The organism is Acidimicrobiales bacterium (genome assembly GCA_036399815.1).
Taxonomy (GTDB): Bacteria; Actinomycetota; Acidimicrobiia; order Acidimicrobiales; family DASWMK01; genus DASWMK01.
On record DASWMK010000114.1, the window covers coordinates 1 to 14,452 of the forward strand.

At 77.5% G+C, this 14,452-nt stretch carries 11 protein-coding genes; 5 read left to right on the plus strand and 6 right to left on the minus strand.

All coding sequences use genetic code 11. The features are described from left to right. The first annotated feature begins 249 nt into the window (after positions 1-249). Together VGB14_08150 and VGB14_08155 are read left to right on the plus strand one after the other, a co-directional pair. The gene (locus tag VGB14_08150; protein HEX9992881.1) at positions 250-462 is read left to right on the plus strand and encodes a hypothetical protein; all 213 of its coding nucleotides are present in this window, start codon (positions 250-252) and stop codon (positions 460-462) included. A 43-nt stretch (positions 463-505) separates the two neighbouring features. Then, positions 506-916, plus strand: coding sequence for an Hsp20/alpha crystallin family protein (locus VGB14_08155; GenBank protein ID HEX9992882.1), 411 nt, complete (start codon positions 506-508; stop codon positions 914-916). Here the strand turns inward: VGB14_08155 and VGB14_08160 are convergent. After that, positions 913-1,545: a class I SAM-dependent methyltransferase gene (locus tag VGB14_08160; GenBank protein ID HEX9992883.1), complete on the minus strand. Its 633-nt coding sequence runs from the start codon at positions 1,543-1,545 to the stop codon at positions 913-915. The two genes, VGB14_08155 and VGB14_08160, sit on opposite strands and share 4 nt — an antisense overlap. Positions 1,546-1,617: 72 nt before the next feature. Between VGB14_08160 and VGB14_08165 the strand changes: the two genes are divergently transcribed. From VGB14_08165 to VGB14_08175, 3 genes are read left to right on the plus strand one after another with little or no spacing between them, the layout of a single operon-like run. Beyond that, complete coding sequence (locus tag VGB14_08165) at positions 1,618-2,310, plus strand: BTAD domain-containing putative transcriptional regulator (protein HEX9992884.1); 693 nt, start codon at positions 1,618-1,620, stop codon at positions 2,308-2,310. Between the two features lie 57 nt (positions 2,311-2,367). Then, positions 2,368-2,634 carry a hypothetical protein gene (locus VGB14_08170; protein HEX9992885.1) on the plus strand — a complete coding sequence of 89 codons (267 nt, stop codon included), beginning with the start codon at positions 2,368-2,370 and terminating at the stop codon, positions 2,632-2,634. Between the two features lie 35 nt (positions 2,635-2,669). After that, the gene (locus VGB14_08175; protein ID HEX9992886.1) at positions 2,670-3,395 is read left to right on the plus strand and encodes a BTAD domain-containing putative transcriptional regulator; all 726 of its coding nucleotides are present in this window, start codon (positions 2,670-2,672) and stop codon (positions 3,393-3,395) included. 6 nt (positions 3,396-3,401) lie between these two features. Here VGB14_08175 and VGB14_08180 read toward each other — a convergent pair whose 3' ends face one another. From VGB14_08180 to VGB14_08200, 5 genes are all read right to left on the minus strand, one after another. Then, complete coding sequence (locus VGB14_08180) at positions 3,402-3,887, minus strand: SMI1/KNR4 family protein (GenBank protein HEX9992887.1); 486 nt, start codon at positions 3,885-3,887, stop codon at positions 3,402-3,404. Continuing rightward, positions 3,884-8,233 carry a DUF4157 domain-containing protein gene (locus tag VGB14_08185; protein HEX9992888.1) on the minus strand — a complete coding sequence of 1,450 codons (4,350 nt, stop codon included), beginning with the start codon at positions 8,231-8,233 and terminating at the stop codon, positions 3,884-3,886. Before VGB14_08185 ends, VGB14_08180 begins: the two co-directional genes overlap by 4 nt. A 4-nt stretch (positions 8,234-8,237) precedes the next feature. Next, entirely contained in the window at positions 8,238-12,137 is a 3,900-nt protein-coding gene (locus VGB14_08190; GenBank protein ID HEX9992889.1) for a hypothetical protein, read from the minus strand. Positions 12,138-12,139: 2 nt separating this feature from the next. Next, positions 12,140-13,375 carry a hypothetical protein gene (locus tag VGB14_08195; protein ID HEX9992890.1) on the minus strand — a complete coding sequence of 412 codons (1,236 nt, stop codon included), beginning with the start codon at positions 13,373-13,375 and terminating at the stop codon, positions 12,140-12,142. Further along, positions 13,372-14,452, minus strand: a 1,081-nt coding sequence (locus VGB14_08200) for a hypothetical protein (GenBank protein ID HEX9992891.1), incomplete at its 5' end; no start/stop codon positions are given. The genes VGB14_08195 and VGB14_08200, both read right to left, overlap by 4 nt.

Sequence of the window (14,452 nt, forward strand, 5' to 3'; positions counted from 1 at the left end):
GCCCGCCTTGTCACCCCGCCGGGCCGCCTCGGTGACCGTCGCGAAGAACTGCGACAGCACGCTCTCGGCCTGGGAACGGGTCACTCCGGTGGAGCTGGTGATCGACTCCAGCACCTCCGCCTTGCTCATCGTGGCCACCGCCACCTCCTGGCGATTCGTGGGGAAGGTACGGACATGAGACTCGCTGGTGCCGTCGAGGTCAAGCATTTCCGTTGCGGCACAACGGTTCGCGAGGCGAAGCTCGCCCGCGTGCTGGACGACGGGACCTACGACGCGGTGGTCGTCGACGCCGAGGAGGACGGCGACGCGGTGCGCGTGGAGCTGACGATCGTGGCCGGCGCGCACAAGGGCGAGGTCGTCGCCGTGCGGGCGACGGGCCTGCGCCGCGACCCGCTCGACCTCCTCGCCCTGCCCGCCACGGTGACCGTCGCCGGCGGCCGGCCGCACGTGCGGATCGGCTGACGGCCGACGGTTGGTGCCCGCGGGCCGCGGGTACGCGCCGCCCATGTCCGACAGCGCCAGGCAGACCCAGCAGGCGAACCAGGAGTACAAGGCCGCCGTCGGCGACGCGACCACGCCCCAGCCCGTCCCCGTGAACATGTACGAGACGACCGACGCCGTCGTCGTCGTCGCCCCCCTGCCGGCGGTCATGCCCGACGACGTCGAGATCGCCGTCGACGGCCGGCAGCTGACGATCCGGGCCGCGCTGCGGTCGCCGGCGCCCAAGCAGTACCTGCTGAGCGAGTGGAGCTACGGGCCCTACGAGCGCACGCTGGAGCTGCCGGACGGCTTCGGCCGCAGCGTCGAGGCCAGCCTGGCCAACGGGCAGCTGGCCGTGCGCGTCCTGCGGGGCGAGCCCGACGGCGGCGAGCCGCAGACGACCACGCCGGTCGTCCCCGGCCGCAACCAGCCCTAGGGCGCCGGCACCCTCGCCGTCCCCCGCACCGACGGCCGCACGAGCGGCGAGGCCCGGCGGATGCTCTCCCGCGCCACGTCCTCGACCTCGAACCCGGCGGCGGCGATGGCGTCGCCCGTCCGCCTCGTCAGCCGGCAGCCGCCGGCCAGCCGCCGCCACACCGGCTCGAGCCGCCGCTGCCAGCGCAGCCGGCGCGGCCGCCCGTCGGCGGCGACGTGCTCGAGGAACACCAGCCGCCCGCCGGGGCGCAGCACGCGGCGCAGCTCGGCCAGGGCGGCCGGCTGGTCGGCGACCGAGCACAGCACGAGCGTCGTCACCGCGACGTCGAACCCGCCGTCCGGAAACGGCAGGTGCTCCGCGGGCGCGTCGACGACCTCGACCCGCCCGGCCGCCGGCGGCTCGGCCGCCACCCGCTCGGCCAGCCGCTCGCGCATGTGGCGGTCGGGCTCGGTCAGCACGAGGCGGCGGACGCCGGCGCCGTAGTGCGCGAGGTTGCGGCCGGTGCCGGCCCCGATCTCGAGCACGTCGCCCTCCACGCCGGCGAGCAGGTCGGCCCGCCACCGCTCGAGGCAGGCCTCCTCCATCTGCGCAGTGAGGCGGTCGTAGACCCGGGCGAACAGCCACGACATGGCGGCCACGGTAGGCCGGTCGCCGGTTCCCGCCGACCGCTCGGGCGGGTGGCGCTACTGTCCGGCACGGGCATGCCCCGGCTCTCGTTGTTGAACGGGTTCGAGCTCGAGGTGGATGGGGCGTCGGTCGAGCTGTCCAGGCCGTGCCAGCGGCTGCTCGCCGTCGTCGCGCTGAACCGCGCCTCGGTGGCCCGCTCGACGGTCGCCGGCGTGCTCTGGCCGGAGCGGGACGAGCGGCGGAGCGCGGCGAACGTGCGGTCCACGCTGTGGCGACTGCCGGCGGAGGTGCGCGCCCTCGTCCGCCCGGACCAGCACCGCATCTCGCTCGACCCGTCCCTGCGCTGCGACGTCGACGAGCTCGTCGCCCTGGCCGCCCGCCTGGTCGACACCGTCCCGGTGGCCGCCGCCGACCTGCGGGTCGGTCCCCTCCTCCACGACCTGCTGCCCGCCTGGTACGACGACTGGGTCGTCGTGGAGCGGGAGCGGCTGCGCCAGCTGCGGGTCCACGCGCTCGAGGCGCTCGCCGCCCGGCTGCGGGCCGAGAGCCGGTTCGGGGAGTCGATCGAGGCCGGGCTGGCGGCGGTGGCGGCCGAGCCGCTGCGCGAGAGCGCGCACCGCAGCCTGGTCGAGACGCACCTCGCCGAGGGCAACCGCACCGAGGCCATCCGCCAGTGCGACCTGTACCGCCGGCTGCTGCGCCACGAGATGGGCGTCGACGCGTCCCCCCTGCTCGACGCGCTCGAGCGCCGGGCGCTCGGGCGGTGACGGCGGCGCGACCGGTCGGCGACAGCGGCGCGACGCCGGCGGTGGCACGGTCCGCGGGTGAGCGACGGCGCTCCGGGCGACGAGCGCGGCGGGCGGGGCCGTGGCGGTGTGCTCCTGCTGCGGGTGTGGGTCGAGGCGACCGCCCCGCCCGACGTCCGCGCCCGCGTGCTCGCCGCCGAGCCCGACCGGTCGGCCTGCCTCCTCAACGCCGGGGTGGCCGGCGTCGACGAGGTGGTCGCCACGGTGCGGCGGTGGCTCGAGGAGCTGGCCTCGCCCGAGCCGTCGGCCGGTGACGCGCCCGCGACGCGCCGCGAGTTCTCCTGACGCCAGCCCGAGCACCCGGACGAGGAGGGGGAGCCGTGAGAGGGTCCGTCGCCGGAGGCGCCACCGCACCGGTGGTCCCGTCGTCGCTCGTGCTGATCGGCGGGTTCGGGCTGGAGGTGGACGGGGCGCCCGTCGACACGCCGCTCGCCGTCCAGCGCCTGCTCGCCTTCCTCGCCCTCGCCGGGCGGCCGCTCCCCCGCTGCTACGTCGCCGGCTCGCTGTGGCCGGAGACGGCCGAGGACCGGGCGGCGGCGAACCTCCGGGCCACCGTCTGGCGCCTCGGACCGTCCAGGGAGGCGGTGGTGGTCGTCACCGGGCTGGAGGTCGGCCTCACCGGCGGCCTCGCCGTCGACTACCCCGAGGCCCTGGCCGGCGCCCGCCGCGTCCTCGAGCCCGGCGCCACGGCGGCGCCCGGCGAGGTCGACCGCCTCCTCCGCTGGGGCGAGCTGCTGCCCGGCTGGCACGACGACTGGGTCCTGACCGAGCGGGAGCGGCTCCGCCAGCTCCGGCTCCACGCCCTGGAAGCGGTGTCCCGGCGGCTGGCGGCCGACGGCGAGACGATGCGCGCCATCGACGTCGCCCTCTCCGCCGTCGCCGCCGAGCCGCTGCGGGAGAGCGCCCACCGGGTCCTCGTCGAGGCCCACCTGGCCGAGGGCAACCGGGCCGAGGCGGCCCGGGCGGTGGCCAGCTTCACCCAGTCGCTGCGCCGCTGCGTCGGCCTCGAGCCGTCGCCCCGGCTGCTCGGCCTCGTCGACGCGTAGCGCCGGTCAGGCGTCGCCCGCGCCCGGGCCCAGCCGGGGCTCGGCCCACAGGTCCTCGCCGTCGAGGGCGCGCCGGACGGCGTGGGCCACCGACCCGGCCACGTGCCTCGAGTCCGGGAACCAGAGCGACCCGGCGTGGACGAGGAACACCGCGCCATGGCCCCGCCCGAGCCGCCCGGCCGGGTCGAGGAAGTACAGGCCGCCGCCGTAGTCGCCGCCGACGAGCGTCATCCCCGGGACGTCCTTCCGGTAGGGCTCGTCGTCGTTCAGGATGCGCAGGTCGTCGACCCCCCACAGGTCGAAGGCGGTCGGCGACGTGGCCAGCCCGAACCCGTCGGACCAGGCGAGCAGCCGGCGGACGTCGGCCGGCAGCCGGAGGTCGCGCCCGCGGTCCACGGCGTCGACGGCGGCGGGGTCGGCCGGCGGCCGCCTGGTCAGGGGCGGGCGGGGCAGGGCCGCCAGCCGGTCGATCACCTCGTCCACGACGCTCACCACGGGGGTGCCTTCCCGAACACGCCGTTCAGCGTGGCGTCGATGGTGCCCTGGGGCACGTTCTTCGACCGCAGGTCGGCCTCCCAGGCCCGGTAGAGCCCCTCGAAGTAGGCGTCCGACCTCGCCAGCAGGTCCGACGCCACCGTGTCGGGCACCTCGGCCCGCTTCATGTCCTCGAGCATCAGCTGGCGCTCCTCGACGTAGGACCGCTTGCCCCGGTCGGCCCGGCGGCCGCTCTGGCGGGCGGTGATCCGCTGGTGCGGGCTCCCGGCGTACTTGTCGCGCAAGAGGATGGCAGGGCAGTCGTCGCGCCCGTACCCGGGGATGCCGCGGTCCTGGGCCCACGCGTCCTGGATGCCGTGGTGGGACTCGTAGAACCCGTCGGTCGACAGGTTCCCGGTCAGGTTGCCGTGGGTGTCGACCGTCCACTCGCGCACGACCGTGCCGTCCGGCCTCGTCGCCCGCCAGCGGCCGTTCACCTTGGTGGCGGTGAGGCCCTTGGCGACGGCCCAGCTGGCGATGGCCGTGTCGAACAGCTTCTGCGCCTCCGCCATGTTCTTGACCGCGGCCAGCGCGTCGGCCGAGTTCGTGAGCGTCGGGTCGCTCCGGTTGCGCTGGTCGTACAGGAACTCGCGGAGGCCGGGGTGGTCGGGCGGCAGGTTCAGCCGTCGCATGAAGTCGTGGATCTTCGCCAGCACGGCCGGCTTGGGCGGAGGCACCGGGATGCACAGCGACGCGCACAGCGTGATCGCCCTGCGCACCTCGGGGTCCATCGTGCGGAACGCCTCGTACACCGCCGGGTCGGCCCTGATCTGGTCGGCGCCCTCCTTCAGGCTGTTCAGCCACGACTCGAACGACTGGTGGGCGAGCGTGCCCTCCTTCGTCCCGGCCGAGTGGGCGATCGTCTGCTCCCTCGCCCTCGACTTCGCCCGCTGGGCGAGGGTGGCGCCGACCATGATCCCGGCCTGGAGCAGGGCGTTGCCGACGATCTCCATCGTCTTCGCCAGCCGCAGCCCCGGCGGGTAGCCGGAGTCCTTCAGCGCCTCGATCTGCTCGGCGATCTGGGCGCCCATCAGCAGCACGCCGAGGCCGTTGGCGCCGGCGCCGATGATGAGGAACGCCTGGGACAGCCGGATCATCCGCAGCGGGGTGGTGACCTCGCCGAGCCCGGCGAACGCGCCGACGACGTTGACGACGTCCATGGCGAGCGCGAGGTCGAAGCGCAGGCTGCCCGACTCGGCCCGGCTGGCGATGCGGTAGGCGCTCGGGACGGCCCCGATGATCCCGGCGGGGAGCATGAGCACGAGCGACGCGCCGCCGGTGAACGGGGCGGCGGCCACGGCGGCCACGGCGAGGGCCGTGGCGACGTGCTCCATCGTCTCCATGACGAGGGCGCCCTTGCTCTTCGCGATCTTGATCGTCTTGCGGGCGCCGCCCGGGAACTGCACGGCGACGACGCCATAGCCGTAGCCGTGGATGTCCTCGAGGATGGCGACGAGGGCCGCCTCGATGGCCTCGTTCGCGGTCGGCGCCGTCCGCTTGGCATCGTCGCTCGTCGGCGTCGTGAGGTCGGAGACGTACCACGTCTCCCCCGTCTTCCTGCCGGCGTCGTCGTGGGTGTCGCCGACCTTGGCGACCTCGAGGGCGAGGGCGACGACCGACCCCTCGTCGCTCGTGAACACGGCCGACATGGGCGTGGCGCCGGTCAGCGCGGCCGCCCGGGCGCCCCTCGTGTCGAGGGTCTCCTCGAGCCGCTTGATCTGCTTGTCGAGCAGGCTGCGGTCGGCCTCCGTGCCGGCCTGCCCCTCGAGCGCCTTGCGCCGCTTCCGCAGGTCGTCGAGCTGCTGCTCCAGGGCGCCGCCGTAGGACTCGAGCACCTTGTAGAGGCGCTCGGCCTCCTCGCGCTTCTGCTCGTAGTCGGGGGGCGGCGGCTTCTTGTCGAGCTCCTTGCGCAGCTCGTCGAGGCGCCGGCGGTCGGCCTCCCGCATCGACACGACGAGGTCGAGGGTGCTCTCGGCGAGCGCCTCGGTGGTCTTGACGACGGCCGGCATGTACGCCGTCGCCGGCGCCCGGACGAAGCCCTTGCCCTGGATCTGCTGGGACGCCGTGCAGGCGACGACGTAGAGGCCGGCCCCCTCGGTGAACACGATGTCGCGCTCGCTGCGGGGCCGGGTGAGGTCCCGCAGCACGTCCCAGGTGATCGCCCCGAGCAGGCGGAACAGGCTGTTGACGGCGACCAGCTCGAGCTCGGCGCCGGCCTGGCCGACGTTCGCCATCAGCCCCCCGACGGCCCGCTCGAGGTCCGTGGCCGAGCGAGCGGCCCAGCGCTTCAGCTCCTGCCGGGTGACGGCGCCGGTCGACGGCGTCTTGTAGGCGCTCTTCGCCAGGGTCGCCACCTGCTCGTCGGGGAGCTTCTTGATCCCCCACGTGAAGTCGTAGCGGGTGAAGGCCTCGAACACGTCGGGGAAGGCGAGCTGCATGGCGTAGCGGTAGGTGCCGTCGAGGGACGCGTCGAAGAACGCCCCGAGCGGCGGGTGGACGCTGAGCGACGCGGGGTGGGGCGGCAGGTTCGACGTGGCCGGGTCGTCGGTCAGCTGGATGTCGCCCGGCCGGGTCGTCCTCGCCTGGGGCACCCAGGCGAAGAACGTCGTCAGCAGCTTCTTGCGCTCGTCGGTGCCGCCCGGCTTGGTCGCCCCGCTCCACCGCTCCCGCTGGGTCGACAGGAAGGCGAGGAACGACGGCCCGTAGCGGGCGTCCACGTCGGCGGTGGCGGGCGCGGCGGTCGTCCAGGTCGGCATGGGCCCCGCGTCGGGGTCGCGGGCGGTGGTCGCGGCCGCCCACCGCTCGAACCCGGGCGGCGGCCAGATGAGCACGTAGGCCGGCTCGGTGACCAGCGCGACGTCCTTGCGGACGGCCTCCATCACGGTGATGGGCTCGAACACGGCGGAGAACAGGGCGGCGGCGGCCACGTGGAAGTCGTCCCGCCTGGCCGTGTCGGCCGGCTGGGCGAGGTGGGCCTCGTAGGCGGCGACCGCGGCGCGGAGCAGGCGGCCGTAGCGGTGCAGGTCGGTGATCCCGACGTCGATCGTGTACCAGGCGGGGAACCGGTGGCCGGGGAGGACCGCCTCCCGGAAGTCGGGCTCGTCGTGGAAGCGGGTGAGGAGCTGGCGGGCGTAGGTGCCGAGCCGGAGGACCTCCTGCTGGTCGTCGGTGACGGGCGGCGTGATCCCCTCGGCCTTCAGCCACGAGAGGAGGGGCAGCGCCACGGCGCCGTCGACCTTCACGTCCCCGACGATCTCGTCGCCGGCCGACGTGCCCGCGAGGCTCCCCATGGCCTGGGCGCCGAGGGGCCCCGCCATGTGGGCGACGATCTTGGCGAGGGTCGCCTCGTCGCCCTGCCCCGACGTGAGCGCGACGGCCACGAGGTACATGCCCTGGCGGGGCTTGGGCCCGGCCGCGAAGCGGGTGGTCGTGTCCGGGTACGTGAACACGAGGTGGATCAGGTTCGCCGTGATCCGCGGGAGGTTGCCGATCGCCGGCCGGGGCTCGGTCGCCGGGGCGGTGGCGGGCGGGGACTGGCGGGCCACGGCACCGGCGGACGCGGGCGTGACGGCCGCCGTCGCCCCGCCGGTGATGCGGTCGGCCACGCGGTCGGCCTCCGCCTCGACGGCGTCGGTCGGCCGGGTGACGACCACGTGCCCGGCCGGCGTGGTGGCCGGCGCGGGCGGGGCCGGCGACACCTCGGCCGCGCCCTCGCCCGGCGCGCCGCCCTGCTGCACGACGTGGGCGACCTCGTGGGCGAGCAGGCGCTCGCCCTCCGGGGTCGCCGGGTCGGGCGCCGTCCCCGCCAGCACGACGTGGGAGCCGACGGTGAAGGCGAGGGCGTCCAGGGCGGTGGCGGCCTCGTCGGCGGCGCCGCCCCGGTGGACCTCCACGCCCGAGAGGTCGACCCCGAGCGCCTCGCCGAACCGGTCACCGAGGGCGGGGTCCAGCGGCTCGCCCGGCTCGGCCAGGGCGCGGTCCACCGGTGCCGCCGGCCGCGCCGCCGGCTCGGCCACCGCCGACGGCACCGGCGCGTCGGGCAGCGGCGAGGTCGACGACTCGATCCCGCCGCCCGCCCTCGCACCGTCGGCCGCCTGCCTGGCCACCGGCGACCCGCCGCCGCACCGGCAGGCGCCCGTGGCGCACCCGCACGCCGCCCTCGCCACCGCGGTGCGGAGGAGCGGCGCGTCGGCGCTCCTCCGCCGGGCGACCGCCGCCGGCCGTCCCCGGCGGGCCGCCCGCGCCGCGCCGGCGCCCGCCGTGCGGGCCGGGGAGGCCCTGGCCCGGGACGCGCCGTCGCCCACCGGCTCAGCCCCGGTCGAAGAGGAGGAACGTCACCGTGTCCATGGCGCCGCCCGGCACCTCGCCGGGGACCTCCACGACGACGACGTCCTGCCCCGACAGCTGCCCCCCGGCGCGGGCGACGACGCCCTTCGCCCGCTCCTCGGCCAACCCGAGGTCCTCGTAGCCCTCGGGCACGACGACCACGACGCGGCTGAGCGTCCCGGGGTCGAGGCCGGCGTCGGCGATGGTGCGCACGGTGGACACGCCGAGGTCCGGCGAGCCGGCCGCCCACGTGACCACGCCGAGGGCCTGGACCACGCCGTCCCGCTCGAGCTCGTCGAGGCGGGCCTCGTCCAGGTCGCGGAGCGGCATCCCCCCCACCTGCACCCGCTCGGCGTCCCTCGGCTCGGACATCGACCAGTGCCGGATCGACCCGCCGACGATCCTCGTCCCGGTCGAGCGGTCCCTGGGCAACGGGTTGTCGGGCTGCTGGAACACGAGCATCACGACCGGGCAGTCGCTGCCCAGGTCGGCCTCGACGGCGAGGTCGCCGGGCGGCTTGATGCCGGGGAAGACGCCGGCGACGGCCGCCACCCGCGCCGCCCGCTCCTCCGGCGTCCCCGCGTCCGGGTCGCCGGACCGGTGGAGCGCCGAGATCAGCGCGTCGACCAGGCCGTGCCCCTCCTCCCAGGCGGCTCTCACCGCGGCGAGGTCGTCGGGGTTGGCGTGGATGCCCTCGAACCGCACCTTCCCGAGGCGCGTCGACGGCACCAGGACCTCGGCGGACGTGCCCTGCCGCAGCAGGCGCGGCCTCCCGACGAGGTCGCTCGGCTCGCGGACGTCGATGCAGGTCGTCACGACCGGCCGGCCCGTCCCGACCACGACGGCCCCGTCGATGCCGGGACGGTCGAGGGCGGCGGGCACGGCGCCGAGCAGGTCGGTCGGCACGGCGCCGGTCGGCGCCACCGACCCGAGCCGGTCGACGAGGCGGGCGAGGCGGTCGCCCTCCACCGCCGGGCCGTCGCCGCCGTCCCTCGTGCCGATGGCGCCGTAGGTCACGACCGGTCCCGGCTGGGCCGCCGCCCAGGAGGTGGCCAGGGCGGCCTCGCTGGAGGTCAGGGTGGCCGTGCCGCCGGCGAAGGTGACCGCGTCGACCCGCCGCAGGCCGAGCCGCTTCAGGGTCGCCTCGTCGTCCCGGTAGAGCGCGGCGCGCAGCAGGTCGGCCTCGTCGGGACCGGCCACGTCGGCGGCGTAGACGTCGAAGCGGCGGTCCGGCCTGGCCGGCTGGGGCGGCAGGGCGCCGGCGCACCGGCGGTCCCTGCGCCGGTGGAACAGCACCCAGTCGGTCACCGGGCGGACCCGCTCCACGGCGGGCGGCGCCGTCACCTGCCCGGGGAACAGGCGGGCCAGCGCGGTCGGGGCGAACGAGGGGTCGTCGAACGCCTCGCCGAGGATGGCGACGGCGCTCCTGGCGAGCGCGTTCTCGGCCGCGGCCGGGTCGAGCACGGCCGGGTCGGCGGCGAGCGACGCCTCGACGATCGGGAACGCGGACGTCGTGCCGGCGCCGACGTCGACGGCGCGCCGGTCAGTGCGCGTCCCCTTGACGAAGGCGAGCGACACGTTGCCGGTGATCGTGGCCAGGTCGCCGGCCATGGCGAGCTCGACCACGAGGGCGGTCCCCCGCTCGGTCGGGAGCTGGACGGTGATGCGGAGCACCCGCGTCCCGGGCTGGGCGGGGACCGGCTCGATGGTGGTCGGCAGCTGCACCGACCGGGTCTGGTCGGCCCCGCCCACGTCGCGGGTGGTCGACGAGCCCCGCAGGGTCCCCGTCACCCACCGGCCGTCCCCGCTCACGGACTCGACGAACAGGTCGCCGGTCACCGAGAGCCGGCTGCCCTCGGCCAGGTCCACGGCGACGACGGCGGCGGCCTCGATCGCCACGCCGACGACGTCGCCGGTCGCCGCGGCCGTCGGGTCGGCGTCGAACCTCACCCGCAGCCAGCCGGCGGCCACCCGCGTGCCGGCCGGCGCGACCGCCGCCTCCGTGTCGCGGCCCCGCGCCGGCTGCGTCACCAGCCGCTCGCGCGCCCGGCGGGCCGCCCTCGCGCCCTCGGCCCTGAGGCGCAGGACCACCCCGGCGTCGGCCCCGAGCGCCCCCGCCGCGGCCCGCACCCTGGGCACGTCGGCCACGTCGATCGGCCGGCTGCGGACGCCGGCCGACGCCATGCGGGCGCCGATCGTCCTGATGGCGAGCCCGGCGCCGGCCTCGACGCCGGCCGGCACCTCGCTCGCGGCCGCGGCGTGGACGGCGAACCCCGACCGCATGGCCGGGTCGGCGGTGGCGAGGCCCCGCAGCGAGGCGGTGCTGGCCACCTCCCCGGCCTTCAGGTCGTCGAGCCGGCCGCCGGCGAAGCCCCGCTCGGGCCGGGCCGGGTACAGCTCGAAGCCGGCGGACCAGGACCGCACCGGCGACGGCGGGGCGGCGCCGCCGACGACCGTGCCGTCGGGCACGAGGACGTCGACCGGCGGCCGCCGCTCCGGGTCGTCCAGGCCGGCGGTGAGCGAGATGCGGTCGAGGTGGCGGGCCTCGTCGAGGGCGTGGGCGACGGCGTCGGCCGGCACCGCGCAGAACCGGAGGTCGAGCCCCTCGCCCACGAGCCGCCGCACCTGGTCCTCGAGCGCCACGGCCGAGGCCGGGTCGACGGGGAGGTAGCCGGCCGGGGGCAGCTCGACGATGCCGCCGTCGAGGAGCACCCGCTGGCCGCTGCCGGTGGAGCCCTGGAGCGCCTCCCGCACCCTCGCCCGCGTCTCGCCGAGGGCCAGGAAGGTGCCGTGGCCGAGCAGCGCCCGCGCCGACTCGCCGCCCTCCTTCTCGAGCACGCCGGCGACCTCGGCCATCGCCTTCTCGGCCTCGGCGAGCGCGGCCGCGAGGTCGGTGCACCGGTCGCCGGCCGGGGCGTCGCCGGGCCCGCCGGTGAGCAGGTCGGCCAGCTGGCACTGGAACTGGGCGAGCTGGGCGAGGAACACGTCCCACGGCCGGCGTCGCAGGCGCCCGTCCCAGCACCGCTGGGGCGGGGGCTCGACGCGCTCGCGGCGCACCGTCCAGGCGTCGACGAAGGCGACCGCCGCGCCGCTGCGCACGAGGAGGGCGACGGGCACGCAGTCGACGCCGACCAGCTCGGCCCCCCGGCACCAGGCGGCCGAGCGGAGGCCGCTGCCGGACGCTAGCGGCGCGATGCGGCGGCGCTCGGTCTCGAAGGCGGCGGAGGCGAGCCGGGAGCGGAGGTGGGCGCCGGTGAACGGGTAGGCGGTCGAGGCCGGCAGCGCGACGTCGAGCACGAGCGGCCGGGCGACGACGGCGACGCCCTCGACCCTGGTCGGGCGGTCGGTCGTCGTGGCGCAGGCGTCCTCGCACAGGCGGCCGTACACGTCGGCCTCGCCGCACAGGGCCTCCGCGTGGCACAGCACGACCACGAACCAGTCGGCCGACGCCACCAGGCCGGTCGTCGGGTCGACGGTCGGCGTGGCGCAGTCGTCGAACGTGGCGCCGAGCGGGTCGGTCGACGCCGGCGCCGGCGGGCTCCCGACCGAGGCGGCGAGCAGGTCGGCCACGGCGACGTCGACGTCGGCCGGCAGGAGCACCGGTCGCCCGGAGCCGTCGTAGGCCAGCCCGGCGCCGATCCGCAGCGAGCCGGCCGCGAGGGACACGTCGAGCCCGGCCACGACCCCGCTCCCGCCGGCGGCGGCGGCGAGGTGGGCGAGGGCCCGCAGGTAGCCCTGGTCGCCCTGGAGGTCGGCCGCCCGGAGGAACCGGCCGTCGAAGTAGTTCAGCCGGGCGAGCGGCGTCGAGGCGGGGACGATCGTGATCCCCGGCTGCTCGCCGGTGAGCACGACCGGGCCGGTCGGGGAGATGGTCGGGACCATGGCTACTGCCTCCGGTCGAGCACGCGGGTGAAGTCGACGCCGGCGACGGACAGGTCCTCGCCGAGCACAGGGGTGGCGCCGGTCCCCCGCACGACGACCCGGACGACGGTGGCGCCCGGGTCCCGGCCCAGCTGGACGGTGACGGTCGAGCCGCCGCCGTCGGGGGTGGCCGAGACCACGTCGAGCACCTCCCAGCCGCCGGCGCCGACGCTCGTCACCACGATCGAGCCGGGGCCGAGCGACCCGGCGAGGACCGGGCGGTCGAAGGCGAAGGTCAGCGTGTCGCCGGCGAGGTCGACGGACGAGGGGTCGACGGTGGGCCCGCCGGCCGGGGCGGGCGCCAGGGCGGCGGCCACGAGGGCCTGGAGCGCGGTCGTGGCCACGAGCACCGGGCGGACGAAGCGGTCGACGGGGACGGCCACGACCTCCCAGCCGCCGCCCGCCGCCGGCCGCAGGCGAACCCCGTCGAGGGTGGCGAGGAGGACGCCGTCCCCGTCGACGGCCGGCGTGCGGGCCATGGCGCCGCCGTCGCCGGTGGCCGGCCGCAGCGCCACCTCGTCGAGGACCGCGGCCCGGTGGAACGCCGCTCCGCCGCCGGCGCCGGGCGGGTCGTCGTCCCCGGCGGGGTCGTCGAGGCCGGCCAGCACGCGGAGGTGGTGGTAGGGCCCGGGCGCCGGGTCGGCGGCGCTCCGGCCGGGGCCCTCCGTGCCCCCCGCCGGGCGGGGGACGAGCAGGGCCTCGACCGTCTCCTGCACGCGCGAGTAGGCGACGCCGGGCGTGGCGCCGTCGCAGGGCGTGGTGAGGGCCGGCACCGCCCGCGACAGGCAGGCGGCGAACCGGAGGACCACGTCGGCGGTGAACGTCGTCTCGCCGCCGTCCTCGGCCGGCTCGAACCCCGGGTCCCCGGCGTGGGCGTCGAACCACGGGCCGAGCCCGAGGCACAGCTCCCGGTCGACGTGGAGGGCGGCGCCGGCGCCGTCGAAGGCCAGGCCGGGGGCGATGCGGACCTCGCCCGAGGCCAGGTCGGCCGTGACGTCGAGGCCCCACACCACCCCGGCCCCGTGCAGCCACGAGGTGGCGAGGCGCTGCTGGCCGCGGTGGTAGGCCTGCTCGGTCTGGAAGTCCTCGACGCCGAGGAGCATCCCGAAGTGGTGGTTGAGGGCGACGAAGGGCTCGCTGCGGAGGGCGGTCGGCACGGCCGTGGCCGCCGCCGCCGGCTGGGTGGCGGTCGCGCTCATGCCCCGACCTGCTGGGCGGCGGCGAGCAGGCGGGCGCCGGCCGTGGCCCGCCGGGCCTCGAGCCGGGCGGCGGCCGCGCCGGGCGGGTCGAGGCCCGCCCTCGCGTCGGCGTCGTCGGCGGCGGCCGCCACCACCTCGGCCTCGGCCGCGTCGGCCTCGGTGACGGCGGCGACGAGGTCGGCCGGGTCGAGGTTGGCGAGCGAGCCGACCGTCGCCACCGCCGACGCGTAGCGGGCGACGGCGTCCCACCGCTCGTCGGGCACGGCCGCCGCCCACGCCCGCATGGCGTCGTGCTCGGCCGCCGTCGGCGCCGGCGGGGCGTTGGCGTCCGCGTCGGCCAGCGCCTGGGCGGCCAGGTCCCGCTCCTGGCCGACGTCGGCCACCGTGGCCGTCTCCGCCGCCGCGCCGAGCCCGGGGGCGAGGTCCGACGACCAGGCGGAGGCCACGGCCGCGGCGGCGGCCGCCCCGGCCTGGAGCCGGGTGCGGTTGGCGGCGGCCCGCTCGGCGGCCGCCACCGCCTGGGCCGCCGCCGGGTCGACGGCGGCCGCGATGGCGGCCGTCGCCTCCGCCGACAGCGGCGGCGCGGCGGCGACGGCGGCGAGGTCGGCCAGGGCGGCGACCAGCCGGGCCGGGCCCGTCGTGACGTGGGCGGCGAGGTCGGCCATGGCCGCCTCGTGGACCGCCCTGGCCTCGGCGGGACCGCCGGCCCGGCGGGCCACCCGCCTCGCGGCCGCCTGGAGGACGGCCTCGGCGTCGGTGGCGGCGACGGCGCCCTCGGCCGCGGCCAGCGCGGCGTCGAGCGGCTCCGCGCCGAGGTCGGCGACCAGGCGCTGGCGGGCGTCGCCCACCGGGCTCCCGCCGAGGGCGGCGAGGGCGTCGGCGGCCAGCGTGTCGAGCGGGGGCGAGCCCAGCGCGGCCTCCAGCCGCTGCCGCCTGCCCGCCACCTCCTCGGCGCCGGCCAGCAGCGCGCCGGCCCCTGCGGCCCGCGCCTGCGCGGCGAGGGCGCGCGCCCTGGCGGCGTCGAGGTCGGCCTGGGCGAGGAGGGCGGCGGTGCGGGCGGCCGTCAGCGCGGCGCGG

Bases quoted from the DNA above. Each gene is read 5' to 3' on its own strand.
- VGB14_08155 (HEX9992882.1), top strand. From the start codon at position 506: ATGTCCGACAGCGCCAGGCAGACCCAGCAGGCGAACCAGGAGTACAAG.
- VGB14_08160 (HEX9992883.1), bottom strand. From the start codon at position 1,545: ATGTCGTGGCTGTTCGCCCGGGTCTACGACCGCCTCACTGCGCAGATG.
- VGB14_08165 (HEX9992884.1), top strand. From the start codon at position 1,618: ATGCCCCGGCTCTCGTTGTTGAACGGGTTCGAGCTCGAGGTGGATGGG.
- VGB14_08190 (HEX9992889.1), bottom strand. From the start codon at position 12,137: ATGGTCCCGACCATCTCCCCGACCGGCCCGGTCGTGCTCACCGGCGAG.
- VGB14_08195 (HEX9992890.1), bottom strand. From the start codon at position 13,375: ATGAGCGCGACCGCCACCCAGCCGGCGGCGGCGGCCACGGCCGTGCCG.